Origin of the sequence: Pseudosulfitobacter sp. SM2401, assembly GCF_042932805.1 — a bacterium.
Classification (GTDB): domain Bacteria; phylum Pseudomonadota; class Alphaproteobacteria; order Rhodobacterales; family Rhodobacteraceae; genus Ascidiaceihabitans.
Genome location: NZ_CP170633.1, coordinates 1,636,305 through 1,657,935, shown reverse-complemented (window position 1 = coordinate 1,657,935; position 21,631 = coordinate 1,636,305). Strand labels below are relative to the sequence as shown.

Sequence of the window (21,631 nt, the reverse complement as noted above, 5' to 3'; positions counted from 1 at the left end):
CTCTGATATCTCGGCGTTGATCGCAACCCTGAAGACGTCATTCTGGGTGTAGACCATGACGCGCCGCCGAACACTCACATCTACTTGCATTGCTCCGCGGGAATTCATCGACCCGGGTTCTTTGCGTACGTTCTACTCAGGCTGATGGGGTTTGACGCCGCCTCGGCCTTGAATGGGCTCGTTGAGTTGGGCGGTGTTACAGCCAATCAAGTCGGAGACGACAGGATCAAGCTGGCCGAAAGCACAGTCGCGACGTTAATCAAGCCGACACGCTAGGCGGATGCAAACGCACCAAATCAGTCATGCCTTAGACAGTCGTGCGTTATCGACTTTGAACAAAGAAAGGGTGCGCAACAATGAGCGCAAAATTTATCCTGATCACCGGATGTTCGGGCGGTGGAAAATCCGAGATCTTGTGCGAACTGAGCGCCAGAGGGTTCGCCACCGTGCCCGAGCCCGGTCGACGGATTGTGGCACAAGAACTGTCAGGTTCGGGACAGGCGTTGCCTTGGGTCGACATGGGCGCGTTCGCACGGCGCGCGGTTTTGATGGCACAGCGTGACCTCAGATCGGCCGTCACCACCGACGGTCCGGTGTTTTTCGACCGGGGTCTGATTGACGCCGCCGTCGCGCTGAACTTTGCGACGACACAACCGTATCGAAAAACCCTTGGCCAGAAACGACACTATTCGAAACAAGTGTTCTTTGCGCCGCCGTGGCCGGAAATTTTCGCACCAGACACAGAACGCCGCCACGATTTCACGTCAGCCGTGGCCGAAACATCCCGGTTAGAGACTGCTTTTCTTGATCTAGGCTACGACATCTGCCCATTGCCAAAATGGTCGGTGAAAGAACGTGCAGACTTTATTCTGGACAGGTTACGCAGATCTGAGGGCTGATAGTTTCAGCTTTGCTGAGGGGCCATAGACCTGCGGTTTCGAGTTTCCCGCGTAGGGTGAAATGATGTGCTTTATCCGATGCAAGGCTGTTTTTGACCGCTCGAAGCCTGTGCAAGATTAACTAAAATTAATTAAAATCAATCAATTACGGGGCAAATATAAACCTCGTGGTCAAATTGCAAAATAAATAGGCACAATCGGCAGTACACGCGTTTGTGATCAGACCCCAGCGGAATGCCGCAGTTAAAAACACGTCCTTTGCGTCACTTGTCGCCCAAGTCTGACGGTTCTGGACCGGCATCTGGCACCGCAATTTTCCCACGCCTAGGTCACTCGAACGACCAATAATGAAACTGGAGAAAATAATGTCTTTTACAAGTTACGCGCTGCTATACTCCGGCGTTGACGTTCAGCAAGTGGTTGACAGCAATGTCGATTTATTGATCACCGAAGGTGGCGCTGAAACGAATTTCGCAAACAGTGCGATCACGGCAGCAGAGCTGTCTAACATCCAAGCGGCGGGCACCCAAGTCGCCGGTTACATCAACATGTCGGTCACCGACGATACCCGCCCCTACTGGGATCCGACATGGACAGATGACGGCACAGACACCGGCACGCCGACCGATTTGGCACCGGCCTGGCTTGCGGATCAACCGTCAAATGAATTCGGGTTTGTTGTCGATTACACCGATGCCGATTGGCAGGCCATTGTCATCGCGCAGGCTGTTGATCTGGTGGAATCTGGATTTGACGGCGTATTTATGGATGATTTTCAGCAGTACTATGTTGATGCAGCGACAGGCCTGAGCACGTCCGAAAATGCCACCGCCATGATGGAATTCGCGGTGACAATTGATGCGGCGATCAAGGCGGTGAACCCTGACGCGGTGCTGATTTCCAACGGTAATCCTTATGTTGTGACCGATGGTGTGGGTGGCGCGACGTCCACGGCTGCGACCGAATATCTGGACTCAATTGACGGCATGTTGCTGGAGATTTTCTTTGGTATTACCCAGACCGAAGAGGCAGCCATCGCGCAAGCCAGCGAATACATTCTCGGGCACGCGGATGTTCTGGCTTTGGAATATGGTGGTACGCCTTACCAAAATTACCTCGCGCAGCAAGCTGCTGAAAAGGCAGGATTTTTGTCGTTCTTTGCCTCAGACGCAAGCTACAGTGACTTTGGTGAAATTGCCGATGCGACCACTGGGGACGATGATTTGCTCGGCACAGGCATGGGTGACTACATAGAGACCTACGCAGGCAATGATGTGATCGACGCAGGCGCAGGAACTGATGTTGTCGCGGGGGGCGCAGGTGCTGACACGATGGACGGGGGCGAGGGTGCTGACTACCTCGACTATTCCAATTCCACCGAAGGTGTGAGCATCGACATGACCACCGGCACAGGCACCGGCGGTGACGCAGACGGCGACAGCTTTACCGCGTTCGAACATGTGGTGGGGTCTGCATCTGCTGACGTCATCACCGGGGATGCCAGCAATAACATCATCAAAGGCAACGACGGCGCTGATACGCTGGATGGTGGCGATGGCACTGACTATCTGAACTACAATACGTCCTCCGAAGGGGTGAACGTTGACCTCAGCACCGGAACCGGAACTGGCGGCGACGCGGAAGGTGACGTTATCATCGGTTTCGAACGGATCATCGGCTCTAATTTCGACGATTCGCTGACGGGCGATGACGCCAACAACCTGTTCACAGGTGGCGCGGGTGCTGATGCTATTGATGGTGGGGCCGGCGTTGACTGGGTGTCTTATCGCGGATCATCCGAAGCCGTCACAATCGATCTTGCGGCAGGAACAGGTGTCGGCGGTGACGCAGCCGGTGATACATTCATCAACGTCGAACGGATTATCGGTTCTGACAATTTCGATTTCCTAACCGGAGACAGCGCTAACAACCTGTTTATGGGCGGCAATGGATCTGACACGATCGATGGCGGCGACGGCGATGACATCGCGCTGTATTCAGGTGATGTCTCTGGCTACACCTATGAAAATACGGCCACCGGCGCGTGGACGGTGAGCGAAACATCAACCGGCTACTACGACACTCTGACCAACATCGAGACGTTGCAGTTTGACGGTGGCGTGACGGTCGATGACACGTTCCTCGTCTGATTTTTCGTGTATCCCTTGGGCCTCGCAGCGTGTTGCGGGGCCCTTTGGCATCGTCTAATTCTACCTGCCCGAGCGGACCAGTAACACGCCTGCCAGAATGATCGTACCGCATCCAAGCCACGTACCGCTGTTGGGTATTTCATCAAAGAAAACGATGCCCAAAATCGCTGAGAATAATAACCAAGCGTAATCTACTGGGGCGACAACCGACAATGGCGCAGCGCGGTACCCACGAAGCGTGCAATATTGCCCAAGGATACCAAGAGGGCCCAGCAACAGACACATCAATGCTGTGCTCAGACTGATGCGTTGCCACTCCAGAATGGCGGGAATTAGCATCAGACAAAACCCGAAAAACGTCACATACAGCATCACCGTAAAAGCACGTTCAGCGCGTCCCAAAACGCTGATCAAAAGCCCTTCAATAGCAAAGAAAACCGCACTTGCGCATGCGACCAAAGCGGGCACAATTGCAAGCCCACCCTGAAACGCGCCTTTGCTGGGCATCACCGTTCCCGCACCCAGGAGCGACAGTAGAATCGCCACCCAATGCCTTGGATTCACCGCCTCTTTCAGAAATATAGTGCCAAGGAAGATGGCCATGACACCATACAGCATTCCGATTGCTGTGGCGTCGACAAGCGGCATGTGCGCACAGGCCCACGTAATCGCTACACCCGCCCCGCAACCGCTGATGGCTCTGGCAAAATGTGGCATGGGTTGCGTGCTGCGATGCGCTCTGATGCCGCCTTGGAACGGAAGCGCTGCAATCAAGGTAATCAATGCGCCAAAGTAGCGTAAAAGCGTCAGTTGGAACACGCCAATGCCGCCGTCGGCAAATTTTGCGGCAGCAAAAATCACGGTCCACACAAAAGTGCTAAGAAGAACCCAGAGGATCGCAGTGAGGTGGTTTTGCGGGTGTGGCATCAAAAACGGTCTCGCTTGACTTTTGGCCGAGATAGGCCCGTTCTGGCACCTGCAAACAAACGAGAAATTCTCTTGTTGGATGAGATTTAGTCATGCCGAGGTCAGATCAAATATCCCTGAATGCGGTTCGTATTTTTGCGACCGTTGCGGCGTGCGGTAGCTTTAAAGACGCCGCTGTGCGCCTTGCGGTGACGCCCGGTGCTGTCAGTCGGCAGATCTTGAATCTTGAGAGCGCGATGGGCGTGCAACTGTTCATCCGTAGCAACAATGCGATACGTTTGAGCGACACGGGCACTGTATTTTTGCGACAATGCCAGTCGGGCCTGCATATCCTTGATCACGCCATCGAAAACGCAATGGGAGACGGGCACGAGGTCACAGTCCAAGTGCCAACCACACTGGCGACACGCTGGTTAATTCCGCGGCTAAGTGGGTTCAAAAAACGCTGGCCAGACATCACGGTGCGGATTGAAACGCACGACGCGACCGGTCTGGGGCACAGCGCACACTCCGATATCACAGTCGCGTATTTCCCGATCTCTGAAACTGCGCCGCATGCCGAAGTTCTGATTGAGGACCGCTGCCGCCCGTACCTTGCGCCTAGTTTGCTGTCACAGATCCCTGATCTGACCGATCTTTCGAACATTCCGGCGCTGCAATGTACGCGCAGCAACTGGGACTGGGCTGTTTGGCTGCAAGGTGCCGCAATGCCAGACATTCAGCTTCGACTAGAGGGTTTCTTTGATCTCGATGATGTTGCCCTAAGGGCGGCGATTTCAGGGATGGGCATGGTTTTGGCATCGAAATTCATCGTGCGTGATGATCTGGATGCCGGTCGTCTGTGCCCTGTGCCTGACACGCCCGAAGTGCTGTTGGGCCACTACACATTGCATGCTCATGCGCACATGAATGCCGCGTCCGACGCCTTTGTCAGATGGCTTAGACGCGCCGCATAGAATTTTGATCCAAACCGTCAGAAGCAACGCGTCTCAGTATTTTTTCGCCACGATGTAACCCGGATTTGGCGGCTTTATACTGGTCTATGCATCAATACCCGGCAGACGTTTGAACCTGATATTTTTTGTGGAACCTGTTGGTTTGGCACAGTGCAGAACTTGCATTTTTGCTGGCCCGGAAATGAAACGCACCACAAGGAATATGATTGATGGCATGGGACTACACCGTGATGGACTTGTCGAACTGGAAACTGACACTGCCGGTCGATGAGGACTATTTTGCAAGTGACGGCGGCGATGGCAACACCACGGATGATGAAGGGTTTCAAGTGGACGGCGACGATGTCGAAGGCTTTGAGGCGGATGAAATTTTCTTTTATGATGAAGACGACGAAGCGATGGTGTTCCAAGCCGATGTCGCCGGTGCAACAACGGGTTCCAGCAGCTATTCCCGTTCTGAATTGCGCGAGGTAAATGACGATGGTTCGAACGCGGCATGGACCATCGACGAGGGCGCAAATCTATCTGCATCGCTTAAGGTAACGTCAGTTGCGACACGCGACGACGGTGCCGCGGGCGAAGTGATTGTTGGCCAAATTCACGGACAAGACGACGAGCTTGCACGCCTCTATTACAACAGTGACGGTGAGCTGTATTTTTCAAACGAACAAACCGGAACGGACGGTGAAGAACGCACATTCTACTTTGAAAATGCGGATGGCGAACAGCCGGATGTGTCACTGGACGAAGATTTTTCTTACAACATCAACGTCGCAGATGATGAACTGAACATTCAGATTTACGCTGATGGCGAAACCTACTCTGCGGTCGCAACCGACGGAGTCGACCCGACTGAAATCACTGACGCGTGGGCGGACGACACATTCTACTTCAAAGCCGGCGTGTTTAACGGGGTCAGCGATGTCGCAGGCAAACAAGAAGAGGGCAGCGGTGTTGCCGCAGCTTCATTCTACGACATTGACCTGACAGGTGACGGCAGCGACTGGTTTATGGCGTGACGGTTTTGGTCTCTGGCTGATGTGATGATCGAATGGTCACAGGGTTTGAGGCTTAGGCGCACGGTTTGCGTATTTTTGAACATGCTTTCCTGCTGGCGCTGGACCTACAGCACGCCGGCAGAATAACGTGATCGAGAAGTTGAAGGATATCAAAATGAGCAAGGAGCTCACCCTCACACCGCAGCAGCGGCGTGCGCGAATTGCTGAGGTCGGTGACCTTGCGCGAAACCAACTGACATCGCCAAAGGCCGGTTTTTCGGCTGATGATGTGCAAAACGAACTTGATCTGTTGGCCCCGGAAAAGTCGAACAAACGAAGCGCAGACGCACTCGAGGCACAAATTCTGCTTATGATTGCTGCGGGTTTGAAACCACGGCGCGCACAAAAGCCGCTGTATCATTTGTTTCAAGCCTGTCTTGCGAATGGCGACCTCAAGAAATTCGAAGCGCTAGAGGCGGTTTTGAAAAAGGCCGAACAGGGCGGTGCGTCCTTGGAAGGGCTGTATTTTCCACGCGCATTTGGCTCGCTTGATCAGGCTGAAATCTGGGCCAAGGTCGAAGACATGATAGCCAAACTAGAAGACGTGGGCGGCGAGGCGTTCTTGTGCTGTGGCACGTTGTTGGGCGTTGTCAGGGACAAAAGTTTGATTGCCCATGACGATGACGTCGACCTTGCCTATGTTCTAAAGGCCGGAACAGCCGAGCATAAATGGATGAAGGTTTACGAATTCCTGCGCAGTCACGACCTGTTGCAAGAACAAACTGGCCCCAACCCCTGTAGCTACAAATTGAAATCGGACACCGCGTACAACATCGATCTGTTCCCGGCGTGGGTGTCGAACGGCAAGGTGCAGGTGTACCCGGATGTCTGGGGTGAATTGGCCGAAAGTGATGTCTTTCCGCTGCAACGTTGCCCGACCACCGGCTTGCCGATCCCCAAAGATGCCGAAGCGATGCTGGCTGTCAGTTACGGCGAAGGCTTGCGTGTGCCAGACCCGGGGTTTTAGACCGCTTGGGGGCGTTTGAACCGCCGTTTTGCTTTAGGAACGCGGCACAGAAATCCAGAAACCCGGCTTGCTCCGTTTCCGTAATCGCGCGCATAAATCACGCCAACACCGGACATTTTGGATGCGGCCATGGCAGCCGCCACTTTGTCTATCAGCGTTGGATTATCACAGGCCGACGACAGCGCTGTGATCGGCAATTGGGCCGTTTTTGCACGATCAGCAATGTCGTCAATCGCGGCAGTGCTGCCATCAACACTGACAACGGCCATCCCGCGGCGCGCAAAAAAGAATGAATCCCGTCCGTTCCCGCAACCAACATCCAAAAAGTAGGCAGCATCTCTGCATTCGCTCAGCGCAAACGCCGCAAACTGTGACGGAATGTCTGGAACCGCCTTGGATGAATAGTAAGAATTCCAATATTCGCCGCGTTCTTCTTGGGATTTTCCCATGCGTAATTTCTGTTGGAAAGGTAAACTCTTTAGCCACGTCGCCGTACTTGGTTTACTGTTCAATTAGCGCAGACCATCTGGAACGTCAGTGAAAACACAAACGTTAAAGAGCGACAATGCTGCTTTTTTGACCGTATGTAGCAAAGCTACGTGGTTGCGGGCAGGTAGGCGGGTTTGATGGCGCAAAGTTGGCGTTGTTCAAAGCCCGCAAGATAGGATAACGGGATGCAAGCAGCGGGCGGGACCCGCGCCGTTCCTTTAGAAAGCCGACACATCCTATGTCTGATCCGCGCATGAAAATGGTATTGGTGACGCCCGAAATTCCTTATAACACCGGTGCGATCGGGCGGACTTGCGTGGCGTTAAATCTGGAACTGATCCTGATCAAACCTTACGGATTTTCCCTGGATGAAAAGTCGGTGCGCCGTGCGGGAACGGACTACTGGAAGCACGTTAACCTAACTGAATACGACAGTTGGCAGAACTTTCTGGAACAACGGCAACCGCCCCGCGAAAGCTTGTATTTCTTTGAGGAACATGGCGCGCAAAGCGTGTATGCGCCTGACTACCAGCGCGATGCCTATCTGGTTTTTGGATGCGAGTCCGCAGGCCTGCCGCCAGCAATCTTAGAAGGCAACACTGACCGGGTCTTTCATCTGCCAATGCTGGATCAACGGGTCCGGTCCCTCAATCTGGCAAACGTCGCAACAGCAGTCATTTATCAAGCGATGCGCACGCAATTGGGCGGTTGAGCCACCTTTGATTTGCACGCGCGATGAAACCCCGGGTTGGCGTCAAAAGCGCAGCCATGACCCTATGCCTAAAATCTGTCGTTGACGTCGCAGCACTGCATTAACGTTATGTTTGCAACGCCATGTTTGATGCTTGTCCAAACCAAAGAAACCCAAAGCGTGAAAAGCAAAAAAGCCACCAAGTATTTGAACTTGGTGACTTTTTATGGCTCCGACGGTAGGGGTCGGAGTTAAGTTCGTTAATACCTCTTAAGTCGCTGATATATATTGTTTTATTTTCAAGCGATGATCATCGATTTTGGTATTTGTGTAAACTTGTGTAACCTCTTGTGATACCCGAACGATATTCCCTGCCAGCAGGAAGGTCTACCGAATTACAGGTCAGCCACCCAAAACCGCCAACGACGGCCGTCAATACCAGCTCCATTTTTCTGCCATCAAACGCATTCCGCCTCCCAAAGAGGGAGGCGGACTTGGTTTCAATTTGGTGTTCAGCTTAAGGAGTTTGTGTTGCATTTCTGCGCATAAAACGCCGCCAGAGATCCAAACGACTTGGCCACTCGTAGAGCTCGAAATGGGCTGCTTCTCCGGTCTCGCCTGCACGGGATGTGACCCATTCTGGCGCAACTATGCGCATATCCACCGCGCTGCTTGCCTTGCGAGCGCTTACCAGTTTGAGGTAGTCTACCACTTCAAGGCAACGTGTTCTAAACGCACTATCGTTGCCGTCATAAGGCACTGCAAAGAAGCGGCCATGGCGGCCACCATTCAGTGTGTAAGAGTCCAGCAACCCCAGAATATTGCGTACCTTGTCAGGATTATGTAACTTTTTACGAGGCTTTGCCGCATCGACCTCTTCTGGCTCCAACTGTTCGGTACCCTGACGGATGGCTTGCAACGCATCACGGCGCAACATCAACAAAAGCATAGCCTCGACGATCATAGCCAGCCAGAAAGAAACACGCTCAGAAGCCCGTAGATCGGATGATTGGCCGTCAAGCATCGCCTTGGCCGTGGTGAAGGCAGCTGTCAAAGCGTCTTCAATCTTGGGCTCGGGGCGTGTTGGCCGTGGAGGCATACTCATCAAACGAGACAGCTCTGTTTCTGCCTGCGTTACCAGTTTGAGTGTGCTGTTCATCCGGCAGGCAAATACTTGGCCTGTATCTGGGTCTGTAATGTCGCCAGTAAGATCCGCCTTCAGAGAGGCAACACCGCTGCGCAATTGCGCCGATTCAGTTGACTGGGGCAATGCAAGTGCTGCGTTGTATGAGGCGTCCATATCGGCCTGAGAGCCAGAGGACATCTGAATCGCCAACGCTGACATTTTTTGCGCTAAGGTTTGTGACGCGGTTGACATTTCGGACGTTAGCGCAGCTGCGCGCTTCATATAGCGACAACGTGGACCACAGATGTTCTTCCAGTTTGAAGTGCTATCGTTGTTGCAGGCTGGACCTGTAGTGCTTTCCTGTTTCGACTTTTGGGCCATCTGAGTGCTGAGAGTTGCAAGGGTCGTCTGGGCGATCAGATACTTCTGCTCTTGTTCCTGCATCACCTGCACGTGTGGTCCTGTGGCCTTGGCCTGCAAGTCCAGTTGCAAACCGCCTGCGTCGAACAACATCAGCCAGCCCGCGCAAGCAGAGACAAAGCTGGCGGTTGTCGCCAGCCCACCAATGACCGCACCTGAATACTCGGTGCGCAAGAAGAAGGGACGCCAACCATTGTTGATAAACGCCTGAATAATTGCAGTACCCGCCATCGAAAGCAGTGCCAGCCACCAAATTGGGACATCCACGAGCTGGGGCATGGTCTTAGCAATCGCAAATAGGCCCAACCCCGAAGTGATCGTTGAGACGCCATTCAAGGCGAGAACAGATTTTGAGTGCTTTTTCATGGTTTCGGTTCCTTAATCTGAGGGTGTGTTAAGCAAAGCAGCCCTGAGGGTTGCCTCGATCATGGGTGCAAGTGTTGAATGACTGACACGCCCGACGGAGCCATTTGCCAAATCTTGGGTCCAGACACCGCCATAGAGGACGATCTTTCTGCCATCGCATTTGACGATCATGACCATGTTTTTGGAAAGTCGCTTCTTGTTGGCAAAATTTGTGCCTGTCTTTCCCATATGCGGCTTGCTGCAGCCTTTGGGCCAGTTGACTCGGTTAACCGTACCTTTGAGAGTGCCTGCAATAGGTTCACCAAGCCAGTTGCGCACGCGCCGTAATGCGGCGTCATTAAAGCCCATGGCTGCCATGTCATAGACATGGCCGTTACCTGTAGCACGCGGGGCGTCCAGCATGCTGAGCGGGCTCATCTTGCCGGTCTCGATTGCCCCGAGTAGCTGCATAAAATCAGCAGGCCCGGCTGGCATGACACCAAGACCCAAAGTCGCTCCGATCGAAGCTTCGCCAGTCATCTCGCCAAGCCACCCCAGGTTTTCATGTAGATCCTCAAAGTCCTCAGGGAAGCGGTCTACGAGGTGGGCAAAGCCAAGGTTTGCACTCCATTGGATCGCGTCAGAGACACTTCGACGTTCTGGCGGACCAAAGGCGTCGTCGCAGTCCTTTACCCCTGCAAAACCGTCAAAGTCCTTCAGTTTCCCTCCGCGCCATTTTGAGCAAAGCGACTGGACATTATTCGCTGCCGCCACAAGAAGGTGTGTGATCTTATGCAAGCTGGCTTGGCCCATTGCGGGGGCAACACGTTTGAAGCCACCTTCACTCGGTCTCAGATTGCCGAAGAGTGCGCCCGTAACATTGGTCCGCACAGCTGTCGGAATCAGCCTTTCGTCGACAATTTCGGCGGCAGCAAATGCAAACCCAACTTGAGCCGCGCATGAACCGTCAAGACAAGCATCCGCAGGAAGCGCATCCGTAATCGGTTTCATTGCACCCGTACCGGCAGAGATATCACCCGCAGCCATTAAAACGCTTTGGGCCTCTCTGCTGGCCGTCAAGACGATTGTTTGGGCGACTTCGTCGATGTGAGCCAGCCTCGCTTCGGCCCGGGCATGACGGCGAATGGCAGGGTCCAACGCGTCAGGTGCTGGCACTTGTGGCACAACCCATAACCCCAGCGTAGCAATCTGTACTTGCGCGGTCGCTGTATCCGGTGAGATTTCTTCAATGCAGGCCTCGGCGCGGATCACTGCGCGATTAATCGACGAACGTTTGCCATCCTCAAGGGTTGGTGACTGGCTGAGCAACAAGTTCTTGCCCAATGCAGCCGCAAAGAGGCACTGCTGCCAGATCTGTTTTGGAGCGCCGTCAAAGAGGATCTGTGCCGCATGGCGCCCGCCAATCGGCACCCCGCCATAGCCGGAGATCACAGGCAGTTGCACTACCAGCCGCGCGCGGTCGTCGTCGTCACGAAAGGTAGTCAGTGAAGCGCGGATACCCATGGTAACCATGCGGGGCTTCTCACGCAGGCGCAGGGCATGAGAATTGCCGGAATACGCCTCAAAGGTGGTCTGGATGCCCGATGATCCGCCTTTGGTGAAGGGTAAGCCAATAGTCTCTGCCACAGACTGGGCAAAGGGCATCAAAGACCCAAAGTAGCGTAGATAGCCTCTGAGGTCCTGAGCAAGAAAAGTGTTCTCCCCCAAAACGCCCCCCTCGATCGCTTCGAAGGCGATGGTGATCTGCATGTTGATCATCTCGCCAAAGTCAGCGGTAACAGCCATCCGGTTGGTACAATCACCTAAGGGCAAGGCACCGGCATAACCATCGGTATCAGTCAGCATGTGCGCTTGTGCGCATGTGAGGTTGTTCTCGATCTGAGCCACGTCCTTGGCCACTTGGGGCCAATAGAAAGCGACCGTGCCCGCGGAGACTGTTGCAGCGCTGAGCGTCGTAAAAACTGCCGCTCGCGCAACCATCCGCAGTTTGCTGCCGGTTCTCGTAAGGCGCAAACTGGGCAAGATTTGCCGGAACGGTTTGGTCAACAACCCCAAGACCTGAAGCGGGCTGAGGATTGCTGGGATCGATACGGAAACCAAACCAAAGCCGCGTCTGGCCTTGCTGACACTGTCGATAAAGTACTCTAAACGGTTGAACGACTTCCTGAGGGCCGCATTCCAAGCGGCTTCCTGATTTACGTAACCCTTGGCGTAAGACTTAATTTCGCTCTTTGCCGCGGTGTGATCGGGGGTTTTACCGAAAGGAGAGCTCATTTGCGCTCACCACTGTCGCAGGCCTTTGCATTAAAGCGTGCTGGCAGGGTTGCTACATGGTTGCGGGTCGTGACCAGATCCATTGTTGATATGTCCAGCAGGCTGAACTTCTCTGAGAAAAAGGCCGACGCGATACCTGTACCGAACGGTGTGAAAACGTGTTTTATCATTTTGTGTTCTCCCTGGATCTGTTGTGGTTCGGCCAGGAGAGCGGATAAATTTAAACGGGGAAATTCGTTTTTTCCAGAATTCACACAATCTGGCAAAAATCTCTATTTTGTTGCCAGTTTCTTAACGCTTCATAATTCCGTCACTTTTAAGCACAGATTTTTGCAGTTTGTAAAAAGTGCTAAAAATGTGTGAATTTTGAGGTAAAAGAGTAAGGGAATGTGCTATCAATTTTTACGAATAAGAGAATCTAGTGGCCGGTTTCTGGCACTTTCCAGATCAAAGGCACACATGTGAATAAGACTGTTCCTCGTTCCGCGCCGACAAGAAATCCAGAAGGCCGCCCCTTTGCATGCAACGCCGCCGAAGAAGTCGAGGCGGCCTTCGAAATATCGAAGTACGACACCAAGTTCCCTGCTGGAACCGATTGTCTTAAGAAAGCCTATGGCGACAAACAGGCTGTCCTTGACGCCTTACATTTCACTACGAACACGACCGGAAAGCGGTCCATAGCGCTGCGCGGTCGGCTGCAAGGACTCACAGCCTTACTGGCGCTCAGCTCGCTCGATGTCAAACGGCCCACGAAACTTGCCAAGTTGATCGTGGATGAGGCGCGCCCCACTGTCAGCGCGGATACTCTCAAGGCCACAATACAGACAGTCACAATCCTCGTTGATCCCGGTACGCGCATTCATGGGAAGTCTGTTTTTATCCGGGAAATCGCCGAGCGCGATAGGGCGATGAAATGGGCTTTAGCCTTTGTCGCTGTGCACCTTGTGGGACTATGCGAAGTGGACGGCGCGACCCTGAGCAAGGAGCAGATCGTAGCGCGTATTGAAGGCTGTCTTTATGATCAGGACGACAAAGACATCGGCTATGAAATGCCTGTTGATCTTTTTCGCGCCCTCTCTCTCGACTTGGGTCTGATACGTACAGAGGATCAGACGATAAAGGTGCGGGAGCTGCATTACATTGACGAACAGTTTTTGGATTATGCTGCGGCAGACCACAGTGCAATCACTGAACGGAACACGGACGTCGAGAATCTTGTTGTCGACATCAAATCCTGTCTTGAAAAGGAAAAAGTAGGGGGCAAAACCCGGTTCGAACTCATAATTCTGCATGGCGGGCAACATACCGGTAAGAAATCCGTGGTCGGAGACTTGTTGCTGGATTTGCAGCGTAAAGCACATGATCGGCATGACCGGACCACATCGCTGCCGTTGCTGGGGGAGGATGGGACGGTCACGCAGCTGCCAGTGTTTGCCGTTAATGTACAGCACAACAACTATTTTGAACTGGCCGCGAAAGTTCTTGGTTTTCTCAAACGGATACATGATCCAAAAGAAACCCGCAGCATCGAAGAAATCGCTCGCGCGCAGTTGCCTGCCAATCCGCATCGTGGGGCTATGTCGGATTTGCTGGCAGAGATTGCTGTCTTGCATGACGTTATCCCGGCGTTTTTCATCTTTTCGGATGTGCATGGTCTGGAGGCTGACGCTTTGCAGCGTGTTCTTGGAGACCGTGGTATCTACCGGCTATTGGACACGTTGATGTACAAGAACTGTGCTTCGCGATTTCTGGTCACCCAGCCCGACAAATCCTTTGACGATTGGAGCCAGGAGCCACGCATTTGGTACCGTTGGCTCAAGATGGATGCACCCGATCTAAGCAGATTCTATTGGTACCCCAGTGACGAGCGGCTGGATCTGTTTCAAAAGAACATCGAACCGAAGATTACGTCTTTTACGAATTATAACGATGTGCCCGTTTCGGGTGAGATATTGTTGACCATGTCGGCCCTGCTTTCTGTGCGAACTGATACGGTCAAACTGACATCTGAATTTCAATCTATCCTTGATGCAGTCGACGATGAGGCAGAAAAAGAAAACGAGGAGGAATTTCAAAAGCTCCAGCCCCTTGTTGTACGAAATCTAGTGGATGGCTTTTTTGACGAAGGCATCTTGCCAGCCATGGCATTGATCAGCGCGGCCGCGATTACCGAGGACGGAGTCATGGTGCAGTCTTTGCCAAAGATGCTGAAACTCTGGAAGGACCATTATCCGCGGTCAGGGGTCCTTCCTGGCATCAATGCAAATGCAAAAGAGGTTCATGCTTGTTTGCGACGCGTCTATAAAGGGACACAAGCTTTGTATCTGAGCAAAGGGAAGGTGACGCAGTACAATCAGGAGGAATACGGCCTGCGGGAAAGCAATACAATGAAGGCCCGCGAAGAATGGTATATGAGCCGTAGCCTCGCATTGAGGTTGATGGGCGAAATTAATCAGCGTGACGAAGGTCGGATCCGTAGGCAAGCATTTCGTGTACTCTCAATTGCTGCACGTCGTCGCGCGCAATTTCGCCGACTTCAAGATGGTAATTTTGGTGTCCAGGCCAGCTTTTCTCCCGCTCGCGATATCCAATCTTTCTATGCTTTGCTTGCCAGCCTACCTGATAAGCTGGAGCCAATAAAGGCACCAGATATTTCTTTTGGTAACCTGCGGATGCTCACAGGTGAAACGTTTGGCTATTCGATAGAACGGCAAGTGGAGGACGAGTCATCAAATGATATAATCCATTCTCCGGAGCTCAGTTTGCGATTTGTTATTAAGGTTCTGCTGAAGCAAGATATCGATCAATCTAACAGGTTATCGATGGTCACCGATCAAGATGAGCTTAGACTTCAATTGTTTTTACGCCTTTTCATGCCTTTATCAAAACTTGAACGTGTAGGGGTCGTTGCTTTGCGCAAGGCCGAGGTAGTTAGAGGTTTACCAGCAAATATTCCAGAGCATCTAAACGCTGTTCTAACATCTGTTGAGCGCTTGGATTTGTTGTTGTCAGTCGCCTTGTCAGCTTACCATTCACAACTGAACCATGTTGTCGCTTGGGCTTTTGGCGTCGCCCAAAAGCACATACAGGAACATGCGATTGAAAAAGATGTAGCCGCTATGGGGAAATATAACCGAATTGTCTGTGTGCGCCTCGATACCGCGATTATTCAACCTGCGACCTTTGCCACCGAGCACATCGGTAAGAAACCGTGTCTTCAGCATGTCATGGAGCTTTGGGACAAGGAATGGGCGTGGTGGTTGGCAGCCTTGGAAGATCAATATGGGGTAGGGGTCATAGGCCCATTCGAAAGAATGGCGCGCGGGGATGCGTCAGGCATCAAGAAGTCAAAATCTGAAACGAAAGATCTTTTTGAAACCGTTCAAGCAGAGTCAAAAGACGCCCACATATTAAGCTCTTTACCATACAGCACCATCGAAGACGGTATGCGTCTTGTTGCGCGGAAAGCACGGATGCTTTGGATGTTGACCGGAACCCCAGGTCGCGATGAGGCTACCAAAACGACCTATCGCAAAATTTACGACACTTTGCAGGAATACGAACACTTTATCGCGCGGTTCGGTGCTGACGATGAAACGCCAGTCGTTTTCAGTGGGAAAAGTGGGCGGCATGCGATAAAGGTGCTGAGCAATGATGAAGTCGTTCTTGTACTCCCTGATCAACAAGGGACGAGCGGATCGGCTGCCAATGCTGCTCCGCTCGATGCACAAAAGGTGCTTCAGATAAGGCAAGTTCTTCAGGCCAACATCGCGCGGCTGGGGCAATTTTCTGGCGTTGAGCGGTTGCACACTTTGGCCGGTCATGCGTTGGCTGATGTTGCGGAACACAAAAACCCAAATAAGGCGCTCGACTACATAACCAATGCCTGTGACCAATTGAACGCCCATACAATCAGTCACGGCGGGCAGTTGGAATTATTGGCCTTCGAGATTGGGCTTAAGATGATTGTTGCTTCTCGAGAGGACGAGACCCCTCTTGATTACCTGGAGGCCATCCTGGAAGAGTGCAAACACCATATTACAGTCGCCAATGCGTTGAATATGTGGCCGATGAAAGTCCGTTTTTTAATTTTGGAGGGCCGCGCACGCGCGGCAATAATGGGCAGACCAGATGAAGAATATGGTCAAAATTCCGATCGTGCGGTGAAGAAGTGTTTTAAAGATGCGATGCAACTCGCAAAGGAGATAGGTTTTCGCCCTGCGGAGGTATGTGCAAATTGCTGGAGTAAGATGCTGGCTGTCAAAAGCACACGGAGTATAAATTAGCGGTGTTTGCATACCAAAAATTCACTATCGCGCTCATTTTTTAGATACGTTGCCCCGTGTCCCCTCATAAAATCACATTACCTGACAAGGTTCTAAAAATCTCACCGAACGAAATGGTTCTGTAAATACCTGTGGCCTGTATATCGGGGTCATAACGAATTGTTGGCCGTGTGGGCAACCCGTCCAGAGGTACAGGTTCCAGCGGTATGGTTGCAAAAGGAATTACGTTGGCTGCGGTATCGCGAGGTGCAGGGAGGTTAGGGAGCAGGACCCGCCGCTGCAGGAGATTCGTTACGAATGGCCGGGTCCAGAAACGGATTCTCTTTGGTGGAGGCTGCAAGCGAGACCCAGATCTTCATTTTCGATCGCTTCTGAGATCGCTGAAAAGTCCCTTGCAGTCATGCCAACCTCATGTCCGATAAGACGTGACCTGCCCCCCGAAACTTCCCTCGTTTTAATGTAAAGTTTGCTCAACTTTCGAAGGAGCAAACAAATGCGACAGAGTCGTTTTACTGAGGCCCAGATTATTGGGATGATCAAAGAGCAAGAAGCTGGAATGCCAACGGCTGAGGTGTGTCGGAGACATGGCCTGAGCCCTGCGTCGTTCTACAAGTTCAAAGCCAAAGGTGGCATGAACGTTTCTGACACCCACCGCCTTAAATCGCTGGAGGACGAGAACGCCAAGCTGAAGCGTCTTCTGGCGGACACGATGCTCGACAATGTTGTGTTGAAAGATTTGCTGGGAAAGAACTGACGACACCGAATTTGCGACGGGCTGTAGCACGCAAGGCAATGCGGGATCATGATATCTCGCAACGTCGTGCGTGCAGGCTGGTCGGTGTCGATCCCAAGACCGTACGGCGCGACAAGCCGCCGGATAATCCAGAAGTTCGCGAAGAGATGAAGGCGATTGCCAGCAAACGGCGTCGGTTCGGCTATCGCCGGATTGGCGTGCTGTTGGAACGCAAAGGCATGATTATGAACCACAAGAAGCTGTATCGTCTCTACACCGAGGAAAAGCTGGGTGTCAGGCGGCGCAGAGGCCGTAAACGTGCGCGTGGATCGCGGACACCTATGCCCGTGGCTTTGCGCCCGGGCGAGCGTTGGTCGTTGGATTTTGTGTCGGACACGTTTGGTGCGTCTCGCAAGTTCCGCATGCTGGCAGTGAATGACGACTGCTGCCGTGAGAACCTGTGCCTGATGGCCGATACCAGCATCTCTGGCGCTCGGGTTGCCCGTGAATTGGACGCACTGGTGCGCGTCTACGGAAAGCCTGCTTGTATTGTCAGTGACAACGGGACGGAGTTTACCAGTCGCGCGATCCTGAAGTGGGCTGGCGATAGCGACGTGGATTGGCATTACATCGATCCGGGCAAACCGCAGCAGAATGGCTTCATCGAAAGCTTTAATGGCAGCCTGCGAGACGAGCTGCTGAATGAGGAGATCTTCGACACTTTAGATGACGCCCGCAGAAAACTGGCGCTTTGGCGATACGACTACAATCAGGTCAGACCGCACTCGTCTCTCGGGAACAAAACGCCCACTGAAGCGCGCCGGGCGCTTGAGCAACTTGAGGGCTCCGCGCACGACGCGCTTGCCCAAACTGACGATGAAGAATATGAAATCCAAACCCGCAAACTCTCGTTATGAATGAGGGAGCCTCGGGGGGCAGGTCACAGCACTTAGTTCATAGTGTGGTGACATATGAATAGTCTTGCTTGGTAGACTTCACGACCAAACCAAGACTTGCATTCAGTAGCAGGTGGAGCGTGCCGTAGACTCATTAAGTAGAAAATGAACATCAACTTCACAGTGTTGCGTGTAAGGCACGCGTGAAAAGCCCAGTAGGGTGCTTCCGTAATGCTTCCGCTAACTTGCAGTCAGCAGTCCGTGAAAAGCAAAAAAGCCTTTAAGCGGTTATGCTTAAAGGCTTTTTATGGCTCCGACGGTAGGGGTCGAACCTACGACCAATTGATTAACAGTCAACTGCTCTACCACTGAGCTACGTCGGAACGGTATGGGCGATATAGCAATGCCGATTTGCGCCGTCCAGAGGGTTTTCGCAGTTTTGAAAAGAAAATCAAAATCAGGCGGGTCAGGTCAGTCGAAAATCGGCTTTGGCCGTCAGATCACCCATCGGCGAAACTAGAATTCGTCCAGTTAAATCAACAAGATGCGCAAGAACATTGCGTGTGGCAGCACCTTGTAGCGCCACAGGAGTTTCTAGGTAAATTGCGCGGGCCAAGGCGCTCGCATTGGCAGGGCCGTGGGCCAAATGCGCAAGAATCGCGGCCTCGCGGGCTTTGCGGTGTCCGATCAACCACTCAAGACGGGTGTTTGGGTCGTCAATCGCTGCGCCATGACCTGCATAAAACACCCGCCATGTACGATCTTGCAGCCGGGCGCAGGACGCCATGAAGTCCGTAAGATCGCCGTCGGGTGGCGACACAAGTGAGCTGGCCCAGCCCATCACGTGATCTGCAGTAAAGCAGGCGTCCTTCCATTCCAGACAGATGTGATTGCCGAGATGGCCGGGGGTGTGGATGACGTTCAGCGACCAGTCAGTGCCAACAATTGTGTCGCCGTCCGCCAAAATCTGATCGGGCTCAAAATCGGTGTCGATGCCCTCACCACCGCCAACCAAACCGCTGTCGGCGATCTGTTGCATCACAACACTACGCCCCGCAGTTGCCGCACCAAAGGCCAGTATCGGCGCGCCGCATTGTTGGGCTAAAGGGCGGGCAAGGGGGGAATGATCAAGGTGCGAATGCGTGACGATGATGTGCGAAATCCGTTGGTCGGGCGCGATGGCCGCCAAAATCGCGTCAAGATGCGCAGTGCTGTCAGGGCCGGGATCAATCACTGCGATATCCGTGGTGCCCAGTAAATAGGTGTTCGTGCCACGGTAGGTCATGGGCGAGGGGTTCGGGGCAACGATGCGGCGCAATCCGGGCTCTAGCGTTTCGGCAATCCCGATCACCGGGTCAAAATCATCAGGAGGCGTCATTGCAAAGCTCTTTCGTTCATCTGCTGCGGCCCGTATGGTTTAACTATGAATTTTGATTGGCTCAAACGTTATATGCCACGCTCGCTTTATGCGCGGGCGGCGTTGATTTTGCTGCTGCCGATTGTGGTGCTGCAATTGGTGGTCACAGTGCTGTTCATGCAGCGCCACTTTGAGGATGTCACGCTACAGATGACGGACACCGTGGCCCGCGAAATACGACTGGTGCTAAGCGAAAGCACAGGGCAGGCAGCCGAAACGTTGCTGATCAGCGTGACACCTGCCAGCCCCGAACATGTCCACAGCGGGGATCAACGCGTCTGGTACGATTTCACCGGTCGCGTGATGTCGCGCCATTTGAAACGTATTGTGAACCAGGTCGCATCCGTAAATCTGCTCAAAGACAAGCGCGTTCAAGTGATTGCGATGCAAGGGGATACCTGGGTTGTGCTCGAATTCGAACGTCGCCGGATTTCAGCGTCAAATCCGCATCAATTGTTCGTAAATATGGCGTTTTTCGGCATGATTTTCACAATAATTGCAATGATTTACCTGCGCAATCAACTGCGACCCATCAAACGTTTGGCCAATGCCGCAGAGGCGTTCGGGCGTGGCCATGTGATGCCATACACCCCAAGTGGTGCGATCGAAGTGCGCGCGGCGGGCACTGCATTTGTCGACATGCGGGCGCGTATTGAACGCCAAATCGAAACTCGCACACTGATGTTGTCGGGGGTCAGCCACGATTTGCGCACGCCGCTGACCCGCATGCGATTGTCGCTGTCGATGCTAGAGGATGACGAGCGTGCCGAATTGGAACATGACGTCAATGAAATGCAGCAGATGATTGATGCGTTTCTGGATTTTGCCAAAGGCGCACAAGGCAGTCCGGCGGAACGGGTTCCGGTGCAGACATGGATTGTGCAAGTGGTTGAGGATGCGCAGCGTGCCGGGCGCAATGTGACGCTGGTTGAAACCGAAGGCACGGGTGATGTGATGCTGCGAGAAGGGGCGATGCGCCGCGCCCTCGACAACTTGATCGGCAATGCGGTGCGCTACGGCTCGCGGGCCGAAGTATCCATGACGCTGACCGAAAAATCGCTGCGCCTGCGGGTCGAAGACGACGGCCCAGGTATCCCCGAAAGCCGGCGTGCAGATGCGCAGCGTCCCTTCACGCGCCTTGATCCAGCGCGCAATCAGGACAACGGCGGTGGCGTCGGTTTGGGGCTTGCGATTGCGACGGATATTGCCCGCGCCCATGGCGGGGTTTTGCGCCTCGGCACCAGTGACCGTTTGGGCGGTCTGCGGGCTGATATTGTAATCGCGCGTTAACGATCATCGCTTGGCCTGCCGCAACGGCACGGCTTGCCCGTTGAGCGCGACACACCTAGCGTTTTCAAAACCTACAAAGGATGCCCCATGACCCCGTTCGACATGATAAAAGCGCAGTTGGGCACCATCGTGCCGTTTCAAAACCACGTTGGCGTCCGCCTGTTAGAGCTTGGCGATGGCGTGGCTTCGGCTGAACTGGATCAAAGCACGGACACCTCAAATCATATCCAAACCCAGCATGCCGGCGCGATGTTCACGTTGGGTGAGGCGGCCTCGGGGGCGGCAATGGCAGGGGCTATGGCACCTGTCATTCTGACCGTGCGGCCCGTCGCCAAGGACGCGCGCATCGCCTACGTCAAAATCGCCAAAGGGACACTGACCGCACACGCCAAAACATCAGCGCCCAGTGCCGATTTGCTGGCAGAGCTGGAATCCATCGGCAAAGTCGCATTCGAAGTCACCATCGATATCCGCGACGCAGATCACGATACCGTCGCCGAAATGGCCGTGACATGGCATCTGAGCCAACGATCATGACACGTTAGACGCGCTGACCCGAGGATCAATTTTTTGGAACTTGGCTGGATAGACAACGCTGGTTTTTGGCCTTTTTGCAGAACTCAGAAGTGGGGCTATCACGTTGTTTTTGTTAGGCTCTTTCAAAATTCCTAGTCCCAAAGTGATCA

Annotated in this window: 17 protein-coding genes and 1 tRNA gene; 11 read left to right on the top strand and 7 right to left on the bottom strand. The window is 53.3% G+C overall.

Annotated features, from left to right (window positions below):
• Positions 1-144 precede the first annotated feature (144 nt).
• From ACFIO0_RS08185 to ACFIO0_RS08175, 3 genes are all read left to right on the top strand, one after another.
• The gene (locus ACFIO0_RS08185) at positions 145-276 is read left to right on the top strand and encodes a hypothetical protein (protein ID WP_390914854.1); all 132 of its coding nucleotides are present in this window, start codon (positions 145-147) and stop codon (positions 274-276) included.
• 80 nt (positions 277-356) lie between these two features.
• Positions 357-899: an AAA family ATPase gene (locus ACFIO0_RS08180; RefSeq protein WP_390914853.1), complete on the top strand. Its 543-nt coding sequence runs from the start codon at positions 357-359 to the stop codon at positions 897-899.
• A 365-nt stretch (positions 900-1,264) separates the two neighbouring features.
• A complete protein-coding gene (locus ACFIO0_RS08175; protein WP_390914852.1) occupies positions 1,265-3,049 on the top strand; it encodes an endo alpha-1,4 polygalactosaminidase in 1,785 nt (594 codons plus the stop codon).
• A 60-nt stretch (positions 3,050-3,109) separates the two neighbouring features.
• On the opposite strand, the gene ACFIO0_RS08170 is transcribed toward ACFIO0_RS08175, so the two are convergent.
• Positions 3,110-3,976 carry an EamA family transporter gene (locus ACFIO0_RS08170; protein ID WP_390914851.1) on the bottom strand — a complete coding sequence of 289 codons (867 nt, stop codon included), beginning with the start codon at positions 3,974-3,976 and terminating at the stop codon, positions 3,110-3,112.
• 92 nt (positions 3,977-4,068) lie between these two features.
• Between ACFIO0_RS08170 and ACFIO0_RS08165 the strand changes: the two genes are divergently transcribed.
• The 3 genes from ACFIO0_RS08165 to ACFIO0_RS08155 all read left to right on the top strand — a co-directional run bounded on the left by ACFIO0_RS08165 (position 4,069) and on the right by ACFIO0_RS08155 (position 6,957).
• The gene (locus ACFIO0_RS08165) at positions 4,069-4,932 is read left to right on the top strand and encodes a LysR substrate-binding domain-containing protein (RefSeq protein WP_390914850.1); all 864 of its coding nucleotides are present in this window, start codon (positions 4,069-4,071) and stop codon (positions 4,930-4,932) included.
• Between the two features lie 209 nt (positions 4,933-5,141).
• Positions 5,142-5,951, top strand: coding sequence for a polysaccharide lyase family 7 protein (locus ACFIO0_RS08160; protein WP_390914849.1), 810 nt, complete (start codon positions 5,142-5,144; stop codon positions 5,949-5,951).
• Between the two features lie 154 nt (positions 5,952-6,105).
• Positions 6,106-6,957, top strand: a complete 852-nt coding sequence (locus ACFIO0_RS08155) for a hypothetical protein (RefSeq protein ID WP_390914848.1) — start codon at positions 6,106-6,108, stop codon at positions 6,955-6,957.
• Here the strand turns inward: ACFIO0_RS08155 and ACFIO0_RS08150 are convergent.
• Positions 6,954-7,406 (bottom strand): methyltransferase domain-containing protein, encoded by a 453-nt coding sequence (locus ACFIO0_RS08150; protein WP_390914847.1) that lies wholly within the window; start codon positions 7,404-7,406, stop codon positions 6,954-6,956. The two genes, ACFIO0_RS08155 and ACFIO0_RS08150, sit on opposite strands and share 4 nt — an antisense overlap.
• A gap of 278 nt (positions 7,407-7,684) precedes the next feature.
• Between ACFIO0_RS08150 and ACFIO0_RS08145 the strand changes: the two genes are divergently transcribed.
• Positions 7,685-8,158, top strand: coding sequence for a TrmH family RNA methyltransferase (locus tag ACFIO0_RS08145; RefSeq protein ID WP_390914846.1), 474 nt, complete (start codon positions 7,685-7,687; stop codon positions 8,156-8,158).
• 496 nt (positions 8,159-8,654) lie between these two features.
• Here the strand turns inward: ACFIO0_RS08145 and ACFIO0_RS08140 are convergent, their stop codons facing one another.
• The 3 genes from ACFIO0_RS08140 to ACFIO0_RS08130 are packed head-to-tail and all read right to left on the bottom strand — an operon-like array spanning position 8,655 to position 12,493.
• The gene (locus ACFIO0_RS08140) at positions 8,655-10,049 is read right to left on the bottom strand and encodes a hypothetical protein (protein WP_390914845.1); all 1,395 of its coding nucleotides are present in this window, start codon (positions 10,047-10,049) and stop codon (positions 8,655-8,657) included.
• Positions 10,050-10,061: 12 nt separating this feature from the next.
• Positions 10,062-12,323, bottom strand: coding sequence for a hypothetical protein (locus tag ACFIO0_RS08135; RefSeq protein WP_390914844.1), 2,262 nt, complete (start codon positions 12,321-12,323; stop codon positions 10,062-10,064).
• On the bottom strand, positions 12,320-12,493 hold the full coding sequence (locus tag ACFIO0_RS08130) for a hypothetical protein (protein ID WP_390914843.1): 174 nt from the start codon (positions 12,491-12,493) through the stop codon (positions 12,320-12,322). The genes ACFIO0_RS08135 and ACFIO0_RS08130 overlap by 4 nt, the downstream gene beginning before the upstream one ends.
• A 291-nt stretch (positions 12,494-12,784) precedes the next feature.
• Between ACFIO0_RS08130 and ACFIO0_RS08125 the strand changes: the two genes are divergently transcribed.
• Together ACFIO0_RS08125 and ACFIO0_RS08120 are read left to right on the top strand one after the other, a co-directional pair.
• Positions 12,785-16,609: a hypothetical protein gene (locus ACFIO0_RS08125; RefSeq protein WP_390914842.1), complete on the top strand. Its 3,825-nt coding sequence runs from the start codon at positions 12,785-12,787 to the stop codon at positions 16,607-16,609.
• Between the two features lie 493 nt (positions 16,610-17,102).
• Positions 17,103-18,259 (top strand): IS3 family transposase gene (locus ACFIO0_RS08120; RefSeq protein ID WP_390910992.1). Its coding sequence is split into 2 segments (ribosomal slippage): positions 17,103-17,349 and positions 17,349-18,259, totalling 1,158 coding nucleotides; the frame shifts between segments, so codons are not numbered across the junction.
• A 287-nt stretch (positions 18,260-18,546) separates the two neighbouring features.
• Here the strand turns inward: ACFIO0_RS08120 and ACFIO0_RS08115 are convergent.
• Positions 18,547-18,621 (bottom strand) — tRNA-Asn (locus tag ACFIO0_RS08115).
• Between the two features lie 83 nt (positions 18,622-18,704).
• Complete coding sequence (locus ACFIO0_RS08110; protein WP_390914841.1) at positions 18,705-19,616, bottom strand: MBL fold metallo-hydrolase; 912 nt, start codon at positions 19,614-19,616, stop codon at positions 18,705-18,707.
• A gap of 45 nt (positions 19,617-19,661) precedes the next feature.
• Here ACFIO0_RS08110 and ACFIO0_RS08105 point away from each other — a divergent pair, with 45 nt between their 5' ends.
• Positions 19,662-20,945 carry an ATP-binding protein gene (locus tag ACFIO0_RS08105; RefSeq protein WP_390914840.1) on the top strand — a complete coding sequence of 428 codons (1,284 nt, stop codon included), beginning with the start codon at positions 19,662-19,664 and terminating at the stop codon, positions 20,943-20,945.
• Positions 20,946-21,032: 87 nt separating this feature from the next.
• Positions 21,033-21,482 (top strand): DUF4442 domain-containing protein, encoded by a 450-nt coding sequence (locus ACFIO0_RS08100; protein WP_390914839.1) that lies wholly within the window; start codon positions 21,033-21,035, stop codon positions 21,480-21,482.
• Positions 21,483-21,631: the final 149 nt, after the last annotated feature.

Bases quoted from the DNA above. Each gene is read 5' to 3' on its own strand.
- ACFIO0_RS08150 (WP_390914847.1), bottom strand. From the start codon at position 7,406: ATGGGAAAATCCCAAGAAGAACGCGGCGAATATTGGAATTCTTACTAT.
- ACFIO0_RS08100 (WP_390914839.1), top strand. From the start codon at position 21,033: ATGACCCCGTTCGACATGATAAAAGCGCAGTTGGGCACCATCGTGCCG.
- ACFIO0_RS08130 (WP_390914843.1), bottom strand. From the start codon at position 12,493: ATGATAAAACACGTTTTCACACCGTTCGGTACAGGTATCGCGTCGGCC.
- ACFIO0_RS08155 (WP_390914848.1), top strand. From the start codon at position 6,106: ATGAGCAAGGAGCTCACCCTCACACCGCAGCAGCGGCGTGCGCGAATT.
- ACFIO0_RS08160 (WP_390914849.1), top strand. From the start codon at position 5,142: ATGGCATGGGACTACACCGTGATGGACTTGTCGAACTGGAAACTGACA.
- ACFIO0_RS08140 (WP_390914845.1), bottom strand. From the start codon at position 10,049: ATGAAAAAGCACTCAAAATCTGTTCTCGCCTTGAATGGCGTCTCAACG.
- ACFIO0_RS08110 (WP_390914841.1), bottom strand. From the start codon at position 19,616: ATGACGCCTCCTGATGATTTTGACCCGGTGATCGGGATTGCCGAAACG.
- ACFIO0_RS08170 (WP_390914851.1), bottom strand. From the start codon at position 3,976: ATGCCACACCCGCAAAACCACCTCACTGCGATCCTCTGGGTTCTTCTT.
- ACFIO0_RS08135 (WP_390914844.1), bottom strand. From the start codon at position 12,323: ATGAGCTCTCCTTTCGGTAAAACCCCCGATCACACCGCGGCAAAGAGC.
- ACFIO0_RS08180 (WP_390914853.1), top strand. From the start codon at position 357: ATGAGCGCAAAATTTATCCTGATCACCGGATGTTCGGGCGGTGGAAAA.
- ACFIO0_RS08175 (WP_390914852.1), top strand. From the start codon at position 1,265: ATGTCTTTTACAAGTTACGCGCTGCTATACTCCGGCGTTGACGTTCAG.
- ACFIO0_RS08185 (WP_390914854.1), top strand. From the start codon at position 145: ATGGGGTTTGACGCCGCCTCGGCCTTGAATGGGCTCGTTGAGTTGGGC.
- ACFIO0_RS08105 (WP_390914840.1), top strand. From the start codon at position 19,662: ATGAATTTTGATTGGCTCAAACGTTATATGCCACGCTCGCTTTATGCG.
- ACFIO0_RS08165 (WP_390914850.1), top strand. From the start codon at position 4,069: ATGCCGAGGTCAGATCAAATATCCCTGAATGCGGTTCGTATTTTTGCG.
- ACFIO0_RS08145 (WP_390914846.1), top strand. From the start codon at position 7,685: ATGTCTGATCCGCGCATGAAAATGGTATTGGTGACGCCCGAAATTCCT.